18 protein-coding genes are annotated in these 14394 nt (G+C 51.6%); 14 read left to right on the top strand and 4 right to left on the bottom strand.

The genetic code is table 11. The annotated features are described in order from the left end of the window. Positions 1 to 33: 33 nt before the first annotated feature. The 7 genes from IC803_RS13925 to IC803_RS13895 all read left to right on the top strand — a co-directional run bounded on the left by IC803_RS13925 (position 34) and on the right by IC803_RS13895 (position 5532). On the top strand, positions 34 to 933 hold the full coding sequence (locus tag IC803_RS13925; RefSeq protein ID WP_081207710.1) for an ABC transporter ATP-binding protein: 900 nt from the start codon (positions 34 to 36) through the stop codon (positions 931 to 933). Next, positions 926 to 2155 (top strand): ABC transporter permease, encoded by a 1230-nt coding sequence (locus IC803_RS13920; protein ID WP_081207711.1) that lies wholly within the window; start codon positions 926 to 928, stop codon positions 2153 to 2155. Before IC803_RS13925 ends, IC803_RS13920 begins: the two co-directional genes overlap by 8 nt. A gap of 119 nt (positions 2156 to 2274) precedes the next feature. After that, on the top strand, positions 2275 to 3252 hold the full coding sequence (gene yhaM, locus IC803_RS13915; protein ID WP_081207712.1) for a 3'-5' exoribonuclease YhaM: 978 nt from the start codon (positions 2275 to 2277) through the stop codon (positions 3250 to 3252). Positions 3253 to 3276: 24 nt separating this feature from the next. Beyond that, positions 3277 to 3402 carry a phosphohydrolase gene (locus IC803_RS13910; RefSeq protein ID WP_081207713.1) on the top strand — a complete coding sequence of 42 codons (126 nt, stop codon included), beginning with the start codon at positions 3277 to 3279 and terminating at the stop codon, positions 3400 to 3402. Positions 3403 to 3511: 109 nt separating this feature from the next. After that, the gene (locus IC803_RS13905; RefSeq protein ID WP_081207714.1) at positions 3512 to 3697 is read left to right on the top strand and encodes a sporulation YhaL family protein; all 186 of its coding nucleotides are present in this window, start codon (positions 3512 to 3514) and stop codon (positions 3695 to 3697) included. Between the two features lie 134 nt (positions 3698 to 3831). Then, positions 3832 to 4914, top strand: a complete 1083-nt coding sequence (gene serC, locus IC803_RS13900; RefSeq protein ID WP_081207715.1) for a 3-phosphoserine/phosphohydroxythreonine transaminase — start codon at positions 3832 to 3834, stop codon at positions 4912 to 4914. Positions 4915 to 5007: 93 nt separating this feature from the next. After that, on the top strand, positions 5008 to 5532 hold the full coding sequence (locus IC803_RS13895) for a tryptophan transporter (RefSeq protein WP_081207716.1): 525 nt from the start codon (positions 5008 to 5010) through the stop codon (positions 5530 to 5532). A gap of 114 nt (positions 5533 to 5646) precedes the next feature. Here IC803_RS13895 and IC803_RS13890 read toward each other — a convergent pair whose 3' ends face one another. Beyond that, positions 5647 to 5835, bottom strand: coding sequence for a membrane protein YhzF (locus IC803_RS13890; protein WP_081207717.1), 189 nt, complete (start codon positions 5833 to 5835; stop codon positions 5647 to 5649). 154 nt (positions 5836 to 5989) lie between these two features. On the opposite strand from IC803_RS13890, the gene IC803_RS13885 reads away from it, so the two are divergent. Then, a complete protein-coding gene (locus IC803_RS13885; protein ID WP_190304219.1) occupies positions 5990 to 6595 on the top strand; it encodes an HTH-type transcriptional regulator Hpr in 606 nt (201 codons plus the stop codon). Here IC803_RS13885 and IC803_RS13880 read toward each other — a convergent pair. After that, on the bottom strand, positions 6588 to 6929 hold the full coding sequence (locus IC803_RS13880) for a YhaI family protein (RefSeq protein WP_081207719.1): 342 nt from the start codon (positions 6927 to 6929) through the stop codon (positions 6588 to 6590). The two genes, IC803_RS13885 and IC803_RS13880, sit on opposite strands and share 8 nt — an antisense overlap. A 193-nt stretch (positions 6930 to 7122) precedes the next feature. On the opposite strand from IC803_RS13880, the gene IC803_RS13875 reads away from it, so the two are divergent. Beyond that, positions 7123 to 7302: a hypothetical protein gene (locus IC803_RS13875; RefSeq protein ID WP_081207720.1), complete on the top strand. Its 180-nt coding sequence runs from the start codon at positions 7123 to 7125 to the stop codon at positions 7300 to 7302. Between the two features lie 82 nt (positions 7303 to 7384). Here the strand turns inward: IC803_RS13875 and IC803_RS13870 are convergent, their stop codons facing one another. Continuing rightward, entirely contained in the window at positions 7385 to 7474 is a 90-nt protein-coding gene (locus IC803_RS13870) for a YjcZ family sporulation protein (RefSeq protein WP_020958800.1), read from the bottom strand. A 303-nt stretch (positions 7475 to 7777) separates the two neighbouring features. On the opposite strand from IC803_RS13870, the gene IC803_RS13865 reads away from it, so the two are divergent. Further along, positions 7778 to 8614: a peptidylprolyl isomerase gene (locus IC803_RS13865; RefSeq protein ID WP_063167411.1), complete on the top strand. Its 837-nt coding sequence runs from the start codon at positions 7778 to 7780 to the stop codon at positions 8612 to 8614. A gap of 33 nt (positions 8615 to 8647) precedes the next feature. Here IC803_RS13865 and IC803_RS13860 read toward each other — a convergent pair whose 3' ends face one another. After that, positions 8648 to 9070 carry an HIT family protein gene (locus tag IC803_RS13860; protein WP_190304218.1) on the bottom strand — a complete coding sequence of 141 codons (423 nt, stop codon included), beginning with the start codon at positions 9068 to 9070 and terminating at the stop codon, positions 8648 to 8650. A 479-nt stretch (positions 9071 to 9549) separates the two neighbouring features. On the opposite strand from IC803_RS13860, the gene IC803_RS13855 reads away from it, so the two are divergent. The 4 genes from IC803_RS13855 to hemE all read left to right on the top strand — a co-directional run bounded on the left by IC803_RS13855 (position 9550) and on the right by hemE (position 14393). After that, on the top strand, positions 9550 to 10287 hold the full coding sequence (locus tag IC803_RS13855; RefSeq protein ID WP_081207722.1) for an ABC transporter ATP-binding protein: 738 nt from the start codon (positions 9550 to 9552) through the stop codon (positions 10285 to 10287). Further along, positions 10284 to 11498: an ABC transporter permease gene (locus tag IC803_RS13850; RefSeq protein WP_081207723.1), complete on the top strand. Its 1215-nt coding sequence runs from the start codon at positions 10284 to 10286 to the stop codon at positions 11496 to 11498. The genes IC803_RS13855 and IC803_RS13850 overlap by 4 nt, the downstream gene beginning before the upstream one ends. A gap of 252 nt (positions 11499 to 11750) precedes the next feature. Then, positions 11751 to 13151 (top strand): hypothetical protein, encoded by a 1401-nt coding sequence (locus IC803_RS13845; RefSeq protein WP_081207724.1) that lies wholly within the window; start codon positions 11751 to 11753, stop codon positions 13149 to 13151. 204 nt (positions 13152 to 13355) lie between these two features. After that, positions 13356 to 14393 carry a uroporphyrinogen decarboxylase gene (gene hemE / locus IC803_RS13840; RefSeq protein WP_081207725.1) on the top strand — a complete coding sequence of 346 codons (1038 nt, stop codon included), beginning with the start codon at positions 13356 to 13358 and terminating at the stop codon, positions 14391 to 14393. The last annotated feature ends 1 nt before the right edge of the window (position 14394 follow it).

Genomic DNA, 14394 nt, shown 5'->3' with positions numbered 1-14394 from the left:
ATGGAAAATTCGTTTTCTTTTGGGGGAATGTGGATGAGTTTAGAGATCATTGAGGTGACAAAACGATTTGGTGAGACAACGGCTGTGGATCGTTTGACGTTGACGGTCCCAGAAGGGAAAATGTTTGGATTGCTCGGGGCGAATGGTGCGGGAAAAACGACGACATTCCGTATGATTTTAGGACTCCTGTTGCCGACTGAAGGCGTGATTCGATGGCAAGGAGAAACGATTGATCACTCAAAAAGCCATCTGATCGGCTATTTGCCGGAAGAGCGCGGGTTGTATCCGAAATTGAAAGTGCAAGAGCAGCTTTTGTATCTAGGACGGTTGCGCGGAATGAAAAAGGCGGATTTGCTCTTGGAAATGAATCGTTGGCTCGAGCGTTTCCATATCCGTGATTACGCCAACAAGCGGGTCGAGGAGCTGTCGAAAGGCAACCAACAAAAAATCCAGTTTATCGCCGCTGTGCTCCATCGTCCGAAACTATTAATCTTAGATGAACCGTTCAGCGGTCTGGATCCGGTGAACGTCGAACTGTTGAAAGAAGCGGTGCTCGATTTAAAGCAAAACGGCACGACCATTGTTTTCTCAAGCCATCGGATGGAACATGTCGAAGAGCTATGCGAGCATGTGTGCATTTTGCGCCGCGGCCAGGCGGTCGTATCCGGGGCGCTGCGCGAGTTGAAACGGTCGTTTGGCCGGAAAAACCTTCTCATTCACGGTGAAGGGGAGCTTGAAGAGTTGGAGCATTTTCCCGGCGTCCTTCGGTGCAAGCGAACGGCCGAAGGGATGCGGCTGCAAATCGCCAACGAGGAAACGGCGCAGGCGATTTTCACACATATTGCGGGACGGGCGGCAGTTCGTTTGTTTGCGCTTGAGGAGCCATCATTGAATGAGATTTTTATTGAAAAAGCAGGTGCGGCGTATGAATAAATTTTGGCTTGTATTAGGGCATACGTATATAACAAAGCTGAAGGCGAAAGCGTTTCTGATAACAACCGCTATGACCTGTCTGTTGATCATCGGATTGGCCAACATTCAGACGATCATCGAGTTTTTCGCCAGTGATGAAAAGGAGCATGTTGCGGTCATTGACCGTACGGAATCGTTGTACAAAGCACTCGAAAAGCAGGTGAACCGGGAGAAAATCACGTTAACCAAAATTGCCGATATGGAAGACGAGGCCAAAAAGGCTGTCAAAGAAGGGGAATGGGACGGATTGCTTGTATTATCCATGAATGCCGAAGGCTGGCCGGAGGCGGTGTATTACGCCAATACGCTGGCGAACAATCGGACGGCGGAAGAGCTCGAAGGGGTGTTGAACCGACTGAAAACGGCGATTTCCGCCGCGAAAATCGGCCTCACTGAGGAACAAATAGCCGTGCTTTACCGACCGGCTTCATTCCAAAAAGTAGCTTTAGAAGAAAACGCGAAAACTGAAGAGGAATTGAACCAAGCGCGTTCGCTTGTTTACGTCCTTCTGTTCGCCATGTATATGTTTGTTCTCATGTACGGGGGCATGATCGCTACCGAAGTCGCGACAGAAAAATCGTCGCGGGTGATGGAAATTTTAGTGTCGAGCGTTTCTCCTGTCCAACAGCTGTTTGGCAAAATCATCGGCGTGGCGCTTGTCAGCCTGACGCAGTTTTTCGTTTTCTTCGCTGTTGGGTTTGCCGCTTTGAAAACGAGCGGCCAAGAAGTATGGCGCCTTCTTGGGCTTGGTCATCTGCCGTTGTCGATATGGATGTATGCGCTCATTTTTTTCATGCTCGGTTACCTTTTGTACGCGGTGTTATTTGCCGTGCTCGGTTCGCTCGTCAGCCGGGTTGAGGATGTGCAGCCGGCGATTACCCCGGTGATGATGGTGGTTGTCGCCGCATTTATGATCGCCGTGTTTGGACTGAATACGCCGGAATCGGCGTTTGTCATCGGCGCCTCGTTCATTCCTTTTTTCACCCCGATGCTCATGTTTTTGCGCATCGGCCTCGTTTCGGTGCCGATGTGGGAAGTGGCGCTCAGTTTTGTCTTGTTAGCGGCGACGATTGTTTTGCTCATTTATATTGGTGCGAAAGTGTATCGCGGCGGCGTGCTCATGTATGGACGAATGAACATTTTCAAGGATATGAAACAGGCCGTTCAGCTGACGAAAAAATAAGCGGTGTGAGAGGGGATAGAATCCGATGTTTCCTTGCCTGGCCGGCAAGGCTTTCTTTTTGCGGTTTCGCCGCTATGGTATACTAGAGGATACGTAAAGAGAAACGGAGGAGAACGAACGTGGCCAAAGGGATTATTCATTATGAAGTCGGGGAACAAGTCGATTTATTTTTGCTCATTAAATCAGCGACGAAAGGGATTGCCAGCAACGGCAAGCCGTTTTTAACGTTAATTTTGCAAGATAAAAGCGGTGACATTGAAGCCAAACTTTGGGACGTGTCTCCCGACGATGAAGAACGGTACGCGCCGGAATGCATTGTCAAAGTGGTCGGCGACATTCATAATTACCGCGGCAAACTGCAGCTTCGCATCCGCTCAATTCGCCCCGCCCATCCAGGCGATGCGGTGCGTGTCGCCGATTTTTTAGAGACCGCTCCGCTTGCTCGCGAGGAAATGAAGGCAAAAGTCATGGAATACATATTTGCGATGGAAAATCCAAACATTCAGCGCATTACGCGCTATTTGCTGAAAAAATATGAAAAGCCGTTTTTTGAGTATCCAGCGGCGACGAAAAACCATCATGAATTCGTTTCCGGACTGGCGTATCACGTTGTTTCGATGCTTGAGCTTGCGGGGGCACTCGTTCGCTTGTATCCGTCGCTCAATAAAGATTTGCTATATGCCGGCATTATTTTGCATGACCTTGGCAAAGTGATGGAACTGTCCGGTCCGGTGTCGGCGGCGTATACGCTTGAAGGCAATTTGCTCGGTCACATTTCGATCATGGTCAGCGAAATTAGCAAGGCGGCCGAGCAGCTCGGCATTCAAGGTGAAGAAGTCGTCATTTTGCAACATCTCGTCTTGTCGCACCATGGGAAGGCCGAGTGGGGCAGCCCGAAGCCGCCGCTGGTCAAAGAGGCGGAAGTGCTTCATTATATTGACAATTTGGATGCGAAAATGAATATGATCGACCGCGCGCTGGAAAAGGTGAAGCCGGGGGAATTCACCGAACGCATTTTTGCCCTTGACAACCGTTCATTTTACAAGCCGGCGTTTTTGGCTGTTTCAGCGCCAAAGAAAGCGGGTAATGAAAAATAGCGCCATGCAAAGGAGGGATGAGGCGTGATCGAACCGGTCATTGAAATCGTCCCAACGACCCAGCACGAACAGGCGAAAGAAAAGTTGAATGAGCTGCGCCGACAGTGGAGGAATGCGAAGAGGAAAAAGAAAAAGCGAAACGAAGCATAAGCGTTGTCCCGAAGAAAGAGGCGGCATGTCCGCCTCTTTCTTTATGCATACGGTTGCCTGCTTGCGCGTATAGTTTAGTAAGACAAGCACATGAAAAAGGGGGATGGCGATGCTTAGCTTGCCGTGGTGGATTTACTTAGTTGTGGCCGGCATTATTTTCAGCGGCTATATGACCGTAAAAACAGCGGCGCGGGAGCGGGAAATCGATGAGGCGTTCATTGAAAAAGAAGGGGAAATTTATATGGAGCGCATCCGTCAAGAGCGAGAACGGCGGAAGCAGGCGAAGCCCTTGTAAGATCCAAGGGCTTTCTTTTTTGGAAATCATCATTTGAAAACGCTTTTTTCGAAAAATTCTCTTTCTTTTTTAAGAATTCATGTTAGGATAGTAATATCAAATGGACTACTTGGACAATAAAGTGAGGGATGACCATGAAACGTGCGTACAACTTCAATGCCGGCCCGTCGGCGTTGCCGCTGCCGGTGCTCGAGCGGGCGCAAAAGGAACTGCTCAATTTTCAGGACACCGGCATGTCGGTGATGGAATTAAGCCACCGGAGCAAAGAGTATGATGCAGTCCATCGCGCGGCGCAAGAGCGGCTCAAACGGCTCCTCAACGTACCGGATGGCTATGACGTTTTGTTTTTGCAAGGCGGGGCGAGCCTGCAATTTTCGATGGTGCCGATGAATTTCCTCACCGAGGGGAAAATCGGCTGCTACGTTTTAACCGGCTCATGGTCGGAAAAAGCGCTGAAAGAAGCACAAAAAGTCGGCTTGACAACAGTCGTCGCTTCAAGCAAAGAGGCGAACTACACGCATATTCCGTCGTTGGACGACGTGAAATGGCCGAAGGATGCTGCCTACGTTCATATTACGTCCAACAATACGATTTTCGGCACCCAATGGCAGGAGTTCCCGGATGTGCCGGCTGATCTTATCGCTGATATGTCAAGCGACATTTTGAGCCGGCCGTTTGATGTCGGCAAGTTTGCCTTGATTTACGCCGGGGCGCAAAAAAATCTCGGCCCGTCGGGGGTCACGGTCGTCATCCTCCGCGGCGATTTGCTTGAACGCATTCCGGACGGGCTGCCGACGATGCTTGATTACCGGACGCACCAAAAAAGCAACTCGCTATACAACACGCCGCCGACGTTTGCGATTTATATGTTGTCGCTCGTGCTCGAATGGGTTGAAGAACAGGGCGGCGTGACGGCGATCGAAGCGCGCAACCGGCAAAAAGCGGCCGTGCTGTATGAGGCCATTGACGAAAGCGGCGGCTTTTACAGACCGCATGCAGAAAAAGGAAGCCGCTCGCTCATGAACGTCACGTTCACATTGCCGAGCGAAGAACTGACGAAGGCGTTCCTTGCCGAAGCGAAAGAACGAGGCTTCGTCGGGCTCGGTGGACACCGGTCGGTCGGCGGCTGCCGGGCATCGATTTACAACGCGGTGCCGCTTGAGGCGTGCGAGGCGCTCGCATCGTTTATGAACGACTTCCGCCGCCGTTTTGCCTGAAAATTTCTTCTTCACTTTTACACGGCAAAGTGATATAATGTAGAAAAATTCTCAAGCAGGAGAATAGATGAGGAGAGATGAGGAGAGATGAGCATGAATGTGAGAGCATTAGTATCGATGGCGCTGTTAGTCGGAATCGGAGCGGTGTTGCACGCGGTCATTCCCGGGCTGTTTGCCGGCATGAAACCGGATATGATGCTGGCGATGATGTTTTTGGCGATTTTGTTGTTTCCAAGCGCCAAAGCGGCCGGCCTTGTCGGTGTCGCCACCGGCTTGATTTCCGCCATGACGACGACGTTCCCAGGCGGTCAGCTGCCTAATGTAATCGACAAAATCATCACTGCCTTTGTTGTGTTTGCCCTAGTGACCTTGCTGAAAAAATATAGCCAAACAGTTGTCGGGGCCGCGGTGTTGACGGCTGTCGGCACCGTCATCTCCGGCGCGGTGTTTTTGGCGGCGGCGCTCCTGCTCGTCGGGTTGCCGGGCGGAACGGCGTTTTCGGCGCTGTTTGTCACCGTTGTGCTGCCAGCCGCGGCATTGAACACAGTAGCGATGGTCATCGTCTATCCGATCGTGGCATCGATTTTCCGGCGGATGAACGTCACAGCGCACGTGTAAACGGCAAAAACCCGATCATTGCTGGTCGGGTTTTTTGCTATCAAAGGGACGGGCGAAAAAATGCCCATCCCCGGCCTGTTTTCATCTTCTGTTATGTGAAAATTCAAATAAGTGCTAGGCGTAGCCAAGAAGCCAAGCGGCGAGCAGACAGATGGACGCTATTCCAATATAGCGCACAGCCTGCTCTTTCAACAGCGCTTTCGGCGGATACGCCCGCGCTTTCCATAAGGCAAAAAAGGTGTTTATAAAGAGACAGAAAAATAAGAATCCAACAGCAGCAAGCAGCCATTGTATATACATCATTATGTTCTCCTCCTATATGTGATCAGCGCTTTATGCTTACTACTATGAATATGCAAAAAAAATTATAAAAATAAATGTTTTTGTCTTTATTCCTTTTTGTTTTATTGATATAATAGGAAGTAAAAAATACGGTGAGGGAAGAGTGGGTGGAACGATGAAAGCGACAGAACAGCATTATTCCGTCAAAGAGGCTATGTTATTTAGCCAACGGATCGCCCAGCTGAGCAAGGCGCTGTGGAAATCGATTGAAAAAGATTGGCAGCAATGGATTAAGCCGTTTGACTTGAACATTAACGAACACCATATTTTATGGATTGCTTACCATTTCAAAGGTGCTTCGATTTCGGAAATCGCCAAATTTGGCGTGATGCACGTTTCGACGGCGTTTAACTTCTCGAAAAAGTTGGAAGAAAAAGGGCTGCTTTCGTTTTCGAAAAAGCAGGATGACAAGCGCAACACGTACATTGAGCTGACGGAAAAAGGCGAAGAAGTGCTGATGAAATTGATGGAGACGTACGATCCGACGAAAAACGCCGTCTTTAACGGGGCGCTGCCGCTGCGCGAGCTGTACGGGAAGTTTCCTGAAATTTTAGAAATGATGTGCATCGTCCGCAATATTTACGGAGACGATTTTATGGAGATTTTTGAGCGGGCGTTCGAAAACATAAAAGAAGATTTTGTCGAGCAGGACGGCAAGCTCGTCAAGCGGGCGTCAAAAGCGGAAGAGCACGAGAAGGAACTGGCCGGTCAGGCTAACTGACGGTTCGGATGAGCGTTTTTAGCTCGGTCATGAGCGGCACAAACATTTGTTGGGCTAACAGGGCATCAACTGTTTGTTCAAGCGGAAGGTTCGGATGAAGCATCCCGACAAATTGCACGAGCAGGGGAGTAAAGATCGTCAATCCTTCCGCTTTTTGCTGCTCATATTGTTCGGCGAGCTCCTGGCAAAACGAAAGGAACGCGTCGACTTCTTCCTTTGTTAAATCGGCGCGGATGATGAGGGAGTAAAACGGTTTTTTCGCTTCATCCACCATTTCCATCAGCAATGACTGGTGAAATTCGAGCTTGGCCACTCGCTTTTCCAACGATTCCATACACCGTGCTCCTTTGGCTGACATAAAATGCGACCGCTTTTACGTATATTTTACCGAATTTGTGCACATTCACCAATAGGAAAAATCGGTTCGCCATGCTCGAAAGAGAAAAAAGATTGATTTCCGGCCGTGAACGATGTAAAGTTAAAGCCATGGGCGGCGTTTGGCTAAGATGGGGAGGAGGGGAACGGCTTTGGCGCTTTATTTTATCCCTCTGGCGGTTACGGTCTTGTTTTTGGTGAACCAGCTCACCCACTCGCTCTGTGCACAGCGCGATATTCCGGAGGAGCAACAGTCGGCCGTTTTTCGCACGATCAATGTACTTATTACGATTTTATTAATTTCTTCCTATTTTGAAGTGTTATTTACATAAAAAGCTGCCTGCTCCGCTCACAGGCGAAGATGGGGACGATGAAGGAAGAGGGTGCTCCCAGCGCGGGAACACCCTCTTTCGTTTAGTAGATGACGCAGGCACAGCCGACAATGATCAGCAAAATAAACAGCACGACAATTAACGCAAAGCCTCCGGCATAAGGTGCGCTCATCGTAACACCCCCTTTCGGCAAGGAGAAGCCCGCTGCGGTGCTTCATCCCCATCATATGTATGGCAAGCGTACATGTGGTGGGCGGATGACTAAAACGGAAAGAGGTTTTTTTTTCGCCGCAAATGTGATATAGTTATTGTCGTGGTTTAGGCGGCTCGGCGTTTTGTTTCGCGATGCCGCCGCAAGTGCATCAGGCGTCGCCTGGGGTGGAATGGATCTCACATCCTGGTGCCGGAATATCAATGGCCGGCAGCGCCGGAAAGGGAAAACGAAAAAAAGACGTGAGTAGGAGTTGTGAAGCGGATGAAAAAATGGATGATGGCTGCCGCCGTTGTTTCGCTGATGGCTTTGTCGGCCTGCAATAACGGCGATTCAGAAGCAATTGTCGAGACAAAAAGCGGCGATATTACGAAGGATGAATTTTATCATGAGATGAAAGAGCGCGTCGGTAAGACGGTGCTTCGCGACTTGATCGACGAAAAAGTGTTAAGCAAAAAATACAAGGTGACTGATGAAGAGATCGACCGCGAAATCGAGCGGATTAAGGAGGCGTACGGCACACAGTACGACTTGGCCGTACAACAAAACGGGGAAAAAGTGATCCGCGAGATGATCAAGCTCGACTTGCTGCGGACGAAAGCGGCGATTGAGGACATTAAAGTGACGGATAAAGAGCTGAAAGAGTATTATGACAACTACAAGCCGAAAGTTCGTGCCAGCCATATTTTAGTGAAAGATGAAAAAACGGCAAAAGAAGTGAAAGCGAAGCTCGACAAAGGCGAGGACTTCGCCAAGCTGGCGAAAGAGTATTCACAAGATCCTGGTTCGGCATCGAACGGCGGTGATTTAGGCTGGTTCGGCCCGGGGAAAATGGTCAAAGAGTTTGAAGATGCCGCCTATAAGCTGAAAGTCGGTGAAGTAAGCGATCCGATCAAAACGGATTACGGTTACCATATCATCAAAGTGACGGATAAGGAAAAGAAAAAATCGTTTAACGAAATGAAAGATGAAATTACGTTTGAAGTGAAACGGAGCAAACTTGACCCGGCGGCGATGCAGTCGAAAGTGGACGAGCTCGTGAAAGATGCCGATGTCAAGATCAAGGACAAAGATTTGCAAGATGTGCTCGGGCAACAGTAAAAAACCGGGAGCAGGCAATCCTGCTTCCGGTTTTTAATTGAGCTGCTCGCGGATGGTGGCGGCGATCGCCTGCAAGTCGGCAGGGGTATAGTCGCTTGCATGCGATTTCCAAACGGCGCCAAACCCGTCGCCTTTGCCGTAGCGCGGAATGAGGTGAAGGTGGTAATGGAACACCGTTTGCCCGGCCGGTTCGCCGTTGTTGTTCAGCAAATTGAGCCCGGCTGGCGAGAATGCTTTATTCAGTGCGTTGGCGATCATTGGCACGACGCGAAACAGCCGGCTGGCTACATCAGGCGTGAGGGTAAAAACGTTTTCCGTATGTACTTTCGGGATGACAAGTGTATGCCCTTTCGTCACTTGGCTGATGTCCAAAAAGGAGAGTACGTGCTCGTCTTCGTACACTTTTGCCGCCGGCAGTTCGCCGTCAATAATTTTGCAAAAAATGCAATCGCTCACCGAAACGGTCACCCTTTCCTTTCGTTTTCTTCATTTTACCATAAAAAAAACCGGGATGTAATCCTGTAAAACGGTTACATCCCGGCCGGTGAAAAGGGGAGAGGATCATTCAACATCAAATGTGCGTTTGATGAACACCCCATTTGCGACAAAGTCGTTTAGACGTGAGCGCTTCCTTTGTTCAACGCGACCATCCCCTTTTGGACAGGTTCGTTGCTTCCCAGCAACATATAGATGGCCTTTGTTCATGAACGTTTACAACGTCTTGCAGCTCACAACGGTGTCTTTGACGAACACCCCATTTCAGATGGATCGTTCATCAGCCTTTGCCTGATGATTCCCCATCCCCTCTTCGCTATTTATCATGCCCGGGATCAGCGCATTTATGCAGGACGACGAAAAGAACTTTTTTGGTAAAGGCAGCCGTTCTTTGGTAAAATGGGGACAAAAGCGATTCGAGAACGGAAAGGAAGCGGACGATGACGCTTTTGCGTGTGGAACACTTATACGGGGGGTACACCGCACAAAACGTGCTGGAAGATGTGACGTTTTCAGTTGAACGCGGCGAAATGGTCGCGTTGATCGGTTTAAATGGAGCTGGCAAAAGCACGACGATCAAACATATTATCGGCCTGATGGAGCCGCGCCGAGGCACGGTTTCAGTGAACGGGCGTACGCTCGCGGCGGATTCGGAAACGTATCGGAGGCAGTTTGCTTTTATTCCGGAAACGCCCGTATTATACGAAGAACTGACGCTTGAGGAGCATTTGCGTCTGGCGGCGATGGCGTACGGGCTGAGCGAGAACGAATATGAGCGCCGCGTTCCGCCGCTGCTTCGCGCGTTTCGGTTAGAGCGGCGTCTCTCTTCGTTTCCAGCGCATTTTTCCAAAGGGATGAAACAAAAAGTGATGATCGTTTGCGCCTTTTTGCTTGAACCGCCGCTTTATATTATCGATGAGCCGTTTCTCGGCCTTGACCCGCTCGCCATTCATGCATTGCTTGAGCGGATGAATGAACAAAAGGCGAAAGGGGCAGGCATTTTGTTGTCGACCCATATTTTGGCGACAGCGGAGCGGTATTGCGATTCGTTCGTCATTTTGCATCAAGGGCGCGTCAAAGCGAAAGGAACGCTTGATGACATTCGCCGCCAGTTCGGGCTGAAAGCTGCGACGCTCGATGAAGTATATATCGAATTGACAAAGGACGATGCGCCATGATGGATGCCCGTAAGCTTTGGCAGCAGCGTCTTCAAGCCGAAGGGAAAAAGAGGCTTCGCTATTTGCGCTATATGCTGAACGATCATTTGCTCGTCGGCTTAATCATCGTTCTTGGCGGTATCGCGGTCATGTACGAGCGCTGGGTCGAGACGCTTCCCGGCTCGTTTCCGTACCCGGCCATTGCCGCGGTGATATTCGGCTGGGCGGCTGCATCCGGGACGGTGCGCACATTGTTTCGCGAGGCGGATACGGTGTTTTTGCTGGCCGCTGAATGGCAGCTGCACCCGTATATTCGCCGGGCATTCCTCTTCTCGGCCGTGTGGCACGCATACGGCCTCTGTTTGTTGCTATTGTTGGCCGGACCGCTCCATTCCCGGTTTTCCCCGGTGCCGTGGCCGCTTTTTTTGCTTGGCCTCATCGCCCTGAAGCTTTGGAATTTATGGGCTGCTTGGAAAGGGAGTTACATCGCTGAGCCATCTTTTCACCGTCAGAGCGCGCTCGCCCGCTTCGGGTTGGCGGCATTAGCCGTTTATTTTTGGCTGGCGGCGGCGCCGTGGCTGTTTTCCGCGACGGTCATTGCGCTGATCGCGGCTCTTTCGGTTTGCCTGTCACGCTTTGCAAAAGGGAGGACATGGAAGTGGGAACGGCTCATTGCCGAAGAGCAGCGCGCAGTACGGGCCTTTTACCGATTGGCGAACTTGTTCACCGATGTTCCAGAATGGCGGGAGGAAGCGAGACGGCGTCGTTGGCTTGACCCGTTGCTTCGTCTGATCCCATACGGACAACGGAACGTCTTTTTTCACTTGTACGCGCGCACGTTTCTCCGCGCCGGCGGGTATGCCGGGCTGTACATCCGCCTGACAGTGATTGGGAGCGTACTGCTTGCTGCGATCGATCATGAATACGTACAGGCAGCCATTGTGTTTTTGTTTCTGTATGCGACCGCTGTTCAGCTGGCGGCGCTGCCTTCCCGCCATCGCTATTCGCTATGGACGCAGCTGTACCCGCTGCCGCAGGCGCAGCCGGCTGGCGCTGCCGTTCGGTTGTTCTCCATTTTACTCGCCGGGCAAAATACGGTATTTCACCTTGTGTTGGCTGCCGTTTCCCCGCGCCCTCTATGGCTCGTTACATGGGTGGGGGGAATCGGTTGGGGCGTTTGGACGGCCAGACGGTACGTCCGCCCGCGGCACGGGCCCAAAGCCGAACGTTAACGCTGTTTTGGCGTTGACGCCGGCATTTTTTTTCGTTTTCGGCGAAAATGTCCTGGCAGCTCCCACACCTTTGCCTGCGCTCGCCTTTCCGTTTGTGCCTCTTGCTCACATCTCTGTTCTAGTACTGCGCTTCCCCGTGTCGCCCGCACTTTGTTCTCACACCTCTGTTCCCGCTTCATATGCTGTAGTACACCGGCCTAGGCGCACGTCCGGCAGGCCGGGCTGGAAGTTGAGGAGAAAGGGGATTTGTTTATGGGAGTAGAGCTTGTGGCGTTGCACTGGATTTACTTGCTGTTTATCATGCTCATTATCGGGTTTATGGTCGTCCGCAAAGATACATCGCTCGTTTGCATTGCCGGCATTTTTTTGTTGGCGGTGGTCGCCACCCATTCACTGAGCGCGGCAGTCAGCGGGGTGTTTAACAGCTTTATTTACGCCATTACCGAATTACTGCCAACGATTTTAGTCATCTCGATTATTGTCGCGATGAGCAAAGTGTTGTCAGCGACGGGGATCAATGATGTGATGGTGTCGCCGTTTGTCCGTTTTATCCGGACGCCGGCCTGGGCGTATTGGACGATCGGGATTTTGATGATGGTGATTTCTTGGTTTTTCTGGCCGTCTCCGGCCGTTGCCCTTATGGGGGCGGTGCTGTTGCCGGCGGCGGTTCGCGTCGGCCTGCCGGCGCTCGGAGTGGCAATGGCGATGAACTTGTTCGGACACGGTATCGCCCTTTCTGGTGATTTTATCATTCAAGGGGCGCCGAAACTGACCGCTGATGCGGCCGGATTGCCGGTTGGCGAAGTGATTGCCGCCAGCGTGCCGCTCGTTTTTGTCATGGGGGTCGTCACGACCGTCACGGCGTTTTATTTGCTGCGCCGCGATATGAAGCAAGGGCGCTTGACGAGCGGGGATACAGAAATCGCCGCTGCCGCTGATGCGGCGCTCGAGAAAACGGGAGGGCTGCTGGCCGAGCCGACGAAAAAATGGCTGGCGCTGTTGATTCCGGTGCTGTTTGCCCTTGACGTCATCGCGATGTTTTATTTGCGTTTGCAAGGCGGCGAGGCGACAGCCTTAATCGGCGGAACCGCGATTTTTATCTTGATCCTCATTTCCGTTTTAGCCCACCGGCAAGAAAGCTTTGCGGAAGTGACCAACTACTTTATTGAAGGATTCCAGTTTGGGTTTAAAGTATTCGGCCCCGTCATTCCAATTGCCGCCTTTTTCTATCTTGGCGATGCCGGATTCGTGAAAATTATCGGCGACTATTTGCCGCAGGCATCCCAAGGCATTGTCAACGATTTAGGGGTCGCCTTAGCCCATGCGGTGCCGCTGAACAACGAAATCGGGGCGGTGACGCTCACCATCGTCGGGGCGATTACCGGCCTTGACGGCTCCGGGTTTTCCGGCATCTCGCTTGCCGGTTCGGTCGCCCATTTGTTTGCGGTCGCCATTGGCGGCGGAGCGGCCACGTTAACGGCGCTTGGCCAGATCGCTGCCATTTGGGTCGGCGGAGGCACGCTCGTTCCATGGGCGCTCATTCCAGCGGCCGCGATTTGCGGAGTCGACCCGTTTGAATTGGCGCGCCGCAATGTAATTCCGGTCGCCGTCGGCTTGGCGGTCACGACCGTTGTCGCCATGTTTCTCATCTAAAGAAAAAGCTGTCCCGTGCGGCCGGGACGGCTTTTTTGTTATAATAGGCATGGGTTGAAAAATCGGTCGATTTTTTGACAGTTCGTTTCCTTCTCTATACATTGGGCATCGAAAGCGGTATAGTGAAAAAGAGATAAGCAATGTGAATGTGCAAAAAAATAAGGGAATGGTTGACTGGACTGGATGAAAGAAAGGCGGATGGAGATGACAAGACGAATGAACGATACGTTTTTGCGCGCCTGCCGCGGCGAAAAAACGGCCTATGTGCCGGTATGGTATATGAGGCAGGCCGGACGGTCACAGCCGGAATACCGGGCGCTGAAGGAAAAATATTCATTATTTGAGATTACCCATCAGCCGGAGCTTTGCGCTTATGTCACCCGGCTTCCGGTGGAGCAATATGGCGTGGATGCCGCCATTTTATATAAAGACATTATGACGCCGCTGCCGGCGATTGGCGTGGATGTGGAAATTCGCGGCGGCGTCGGGCCGGTGATCGCCAACCCGATCCGCTCGCTTCATGATGTTGAGCGGCTTGGGGAGATCGATCCGGAACACGATGTGCCGTACGTGCTCGAGACGATCCGGCTGCTTGTCAACGAACAGCTGGATGTGCCGCTCATCGGCTTTGCCGGCGCGCCGTTTACGCTGGCCAGCTACATGATTGAAGGCGGCCCGTCCAAAAACTATCATAAAACAAAGGCGTTTATGTACGCTGAACCGAAAGCATGGTTTGCCTTAATGGACAAGCTTGCCGAAATGACGATCCGCTATGTGAAAGCGCAAATTCAAGCAGGGGCGAGCGCGGTGCAAATTTTTGACTCCTGGGTTGGCGCTGTGAATGCGGATGATTATCGGACGTTTATTAAGCCGGCGATGGCGCGCATTTTTGCTGCCTTGCGCGAGGAAGGAGCGCCGCTCATCATGTTTGGCGTCGGTGCGAGCCATTTGACGCGCGAGTGGAACGACTTGCCGCTTGATGTCATCGGCCTTGATTGGCGGCTGTCGATTCGTGAGGCGCGTCGCCAAGGCATTACAAAGGCGATCCAAGGCAACTTGGATCCAGCGGTGCTGCTCGCGCCATGGGATGTGATCGAAGAGCGGGTGAAGTGTATTTTGGACGAGGGGATGGAGCAGCCGGGCTATATTTTTAACTTGGGTCACGGCATTTTCCCGGACGTTCAGCCGGCGACATTGAAGCGGCTGACTGCCTTTATCCACGACTATACTTCCACGAACTAAA

Origin of the sequence: Geobacillus sp. 46C-IIa, from assembly GCF_014679505.1 — a bacterium.
Lineage (GTDB): Bacteria > Bacillota > Bacilli > Bacillales > Anoxybacillaceae > Geobacillus.
Note: the sequence above shows the minus strand (reverse complement) of the source record. Positions and strands in the feature narration are given on the sequence as shown.

Bases quoted from the DNA above. Each gene is read 5' to 3' on its own strand.
- IC803_RS13925 (WP_081207710.1), top strand. From the start codon at position 34: ATGAGTTTAGAGATCATTGAGGTGACAAAACGATTTGGTGAGACAACG.
- IC803_RS13920 (WP_081207711.1), top strand. From the start codon at position 926: ATGAATAAATTTTGGCTTGTATTAGGGCATACGTATATAACAAAGCTG.
- IC803_RS13905 (WP_081207714.1), top strand. From the start codon at position 3,512: ATGCTTAGCTTGCCGTGGTGGATTTACTTAGTTGTGGCCGGCATTATT.
- serC (WP_081207715.1), top strand. From the start codon at position 3,832: ATGAAACGTGCGTACAACTTCAATGCCGGCCCGTCGGCGTTGCCGCTG.
- IC803_RS13895 (WP_081207716.1), top strand. From the start codon at position 5,008: ATGAATGTGAGAGCATTAGTATCGATGGCGCTGTTAGTCGGAATCGGA.
- IC803_RS13890 (WP_081207717.1), bottom strand. From the start codon at position 5,835: ATGATGTATATACAATGGCTGCTTGCTGCTGTTGGATTCTTATTTTTC.
- IC803_RS13885 (WP_190304219.1), top strand. From the start codon at position 5,990: ATGAAAGCGACAGAACAGCATTATTCCGTCAAAGAGGCTATGTTATTT.
- IC803_RS13880 (WP_081207719.1), bottom strand. From the start codon at position 6,929: ATGGAATCGTTGGAAAAGCGAGTGGCCAAGCTCGAATTTCACCAGTCA.
- IC803_RS13870 (WP_020958800.1), bottom strand. From the start codon at position 7,474: ATGAGCGCACCTTATGCCGGAGGCTTTGCGTTAATTGTCGTGCTGTTT.
- IC803_RS13865 (WP_063167411.1), top strand. From the start codon at position 7,778: ATGAAAAAATGGATGATGGCTGCCGCCGTTGTTTCGCTGATGGCTTTG.
- IC803_RS13855 (WP_081207722.1), top strand. From the start codon at position 9,550: ATGACGCTTTTGCGTGTGGAACACTTATACGGGGGGTACACCGCACAA.
- IC803_RS13850 (WP_081207723.1), top strand. From the start codon at position 10,284: ATGATGGATGCCCGTAAGCTTTGGCAGCAGCGTCTTCAAGCCGAAGGG.
- IC803_RS13845 (WP_081207724.1), top strand. From the start codon at position 11,751: ATGGGAGTAGAGCTTGTGGCGTTGCACTGGATTTACTTGCTGTTTATC.
- hemE (WP_081207725.1), top strand. From the start codon at position 13,356: ATGACAAGACGAATGAACGATACGTTTTTGCGCGCCTGCCGCGGCGAA.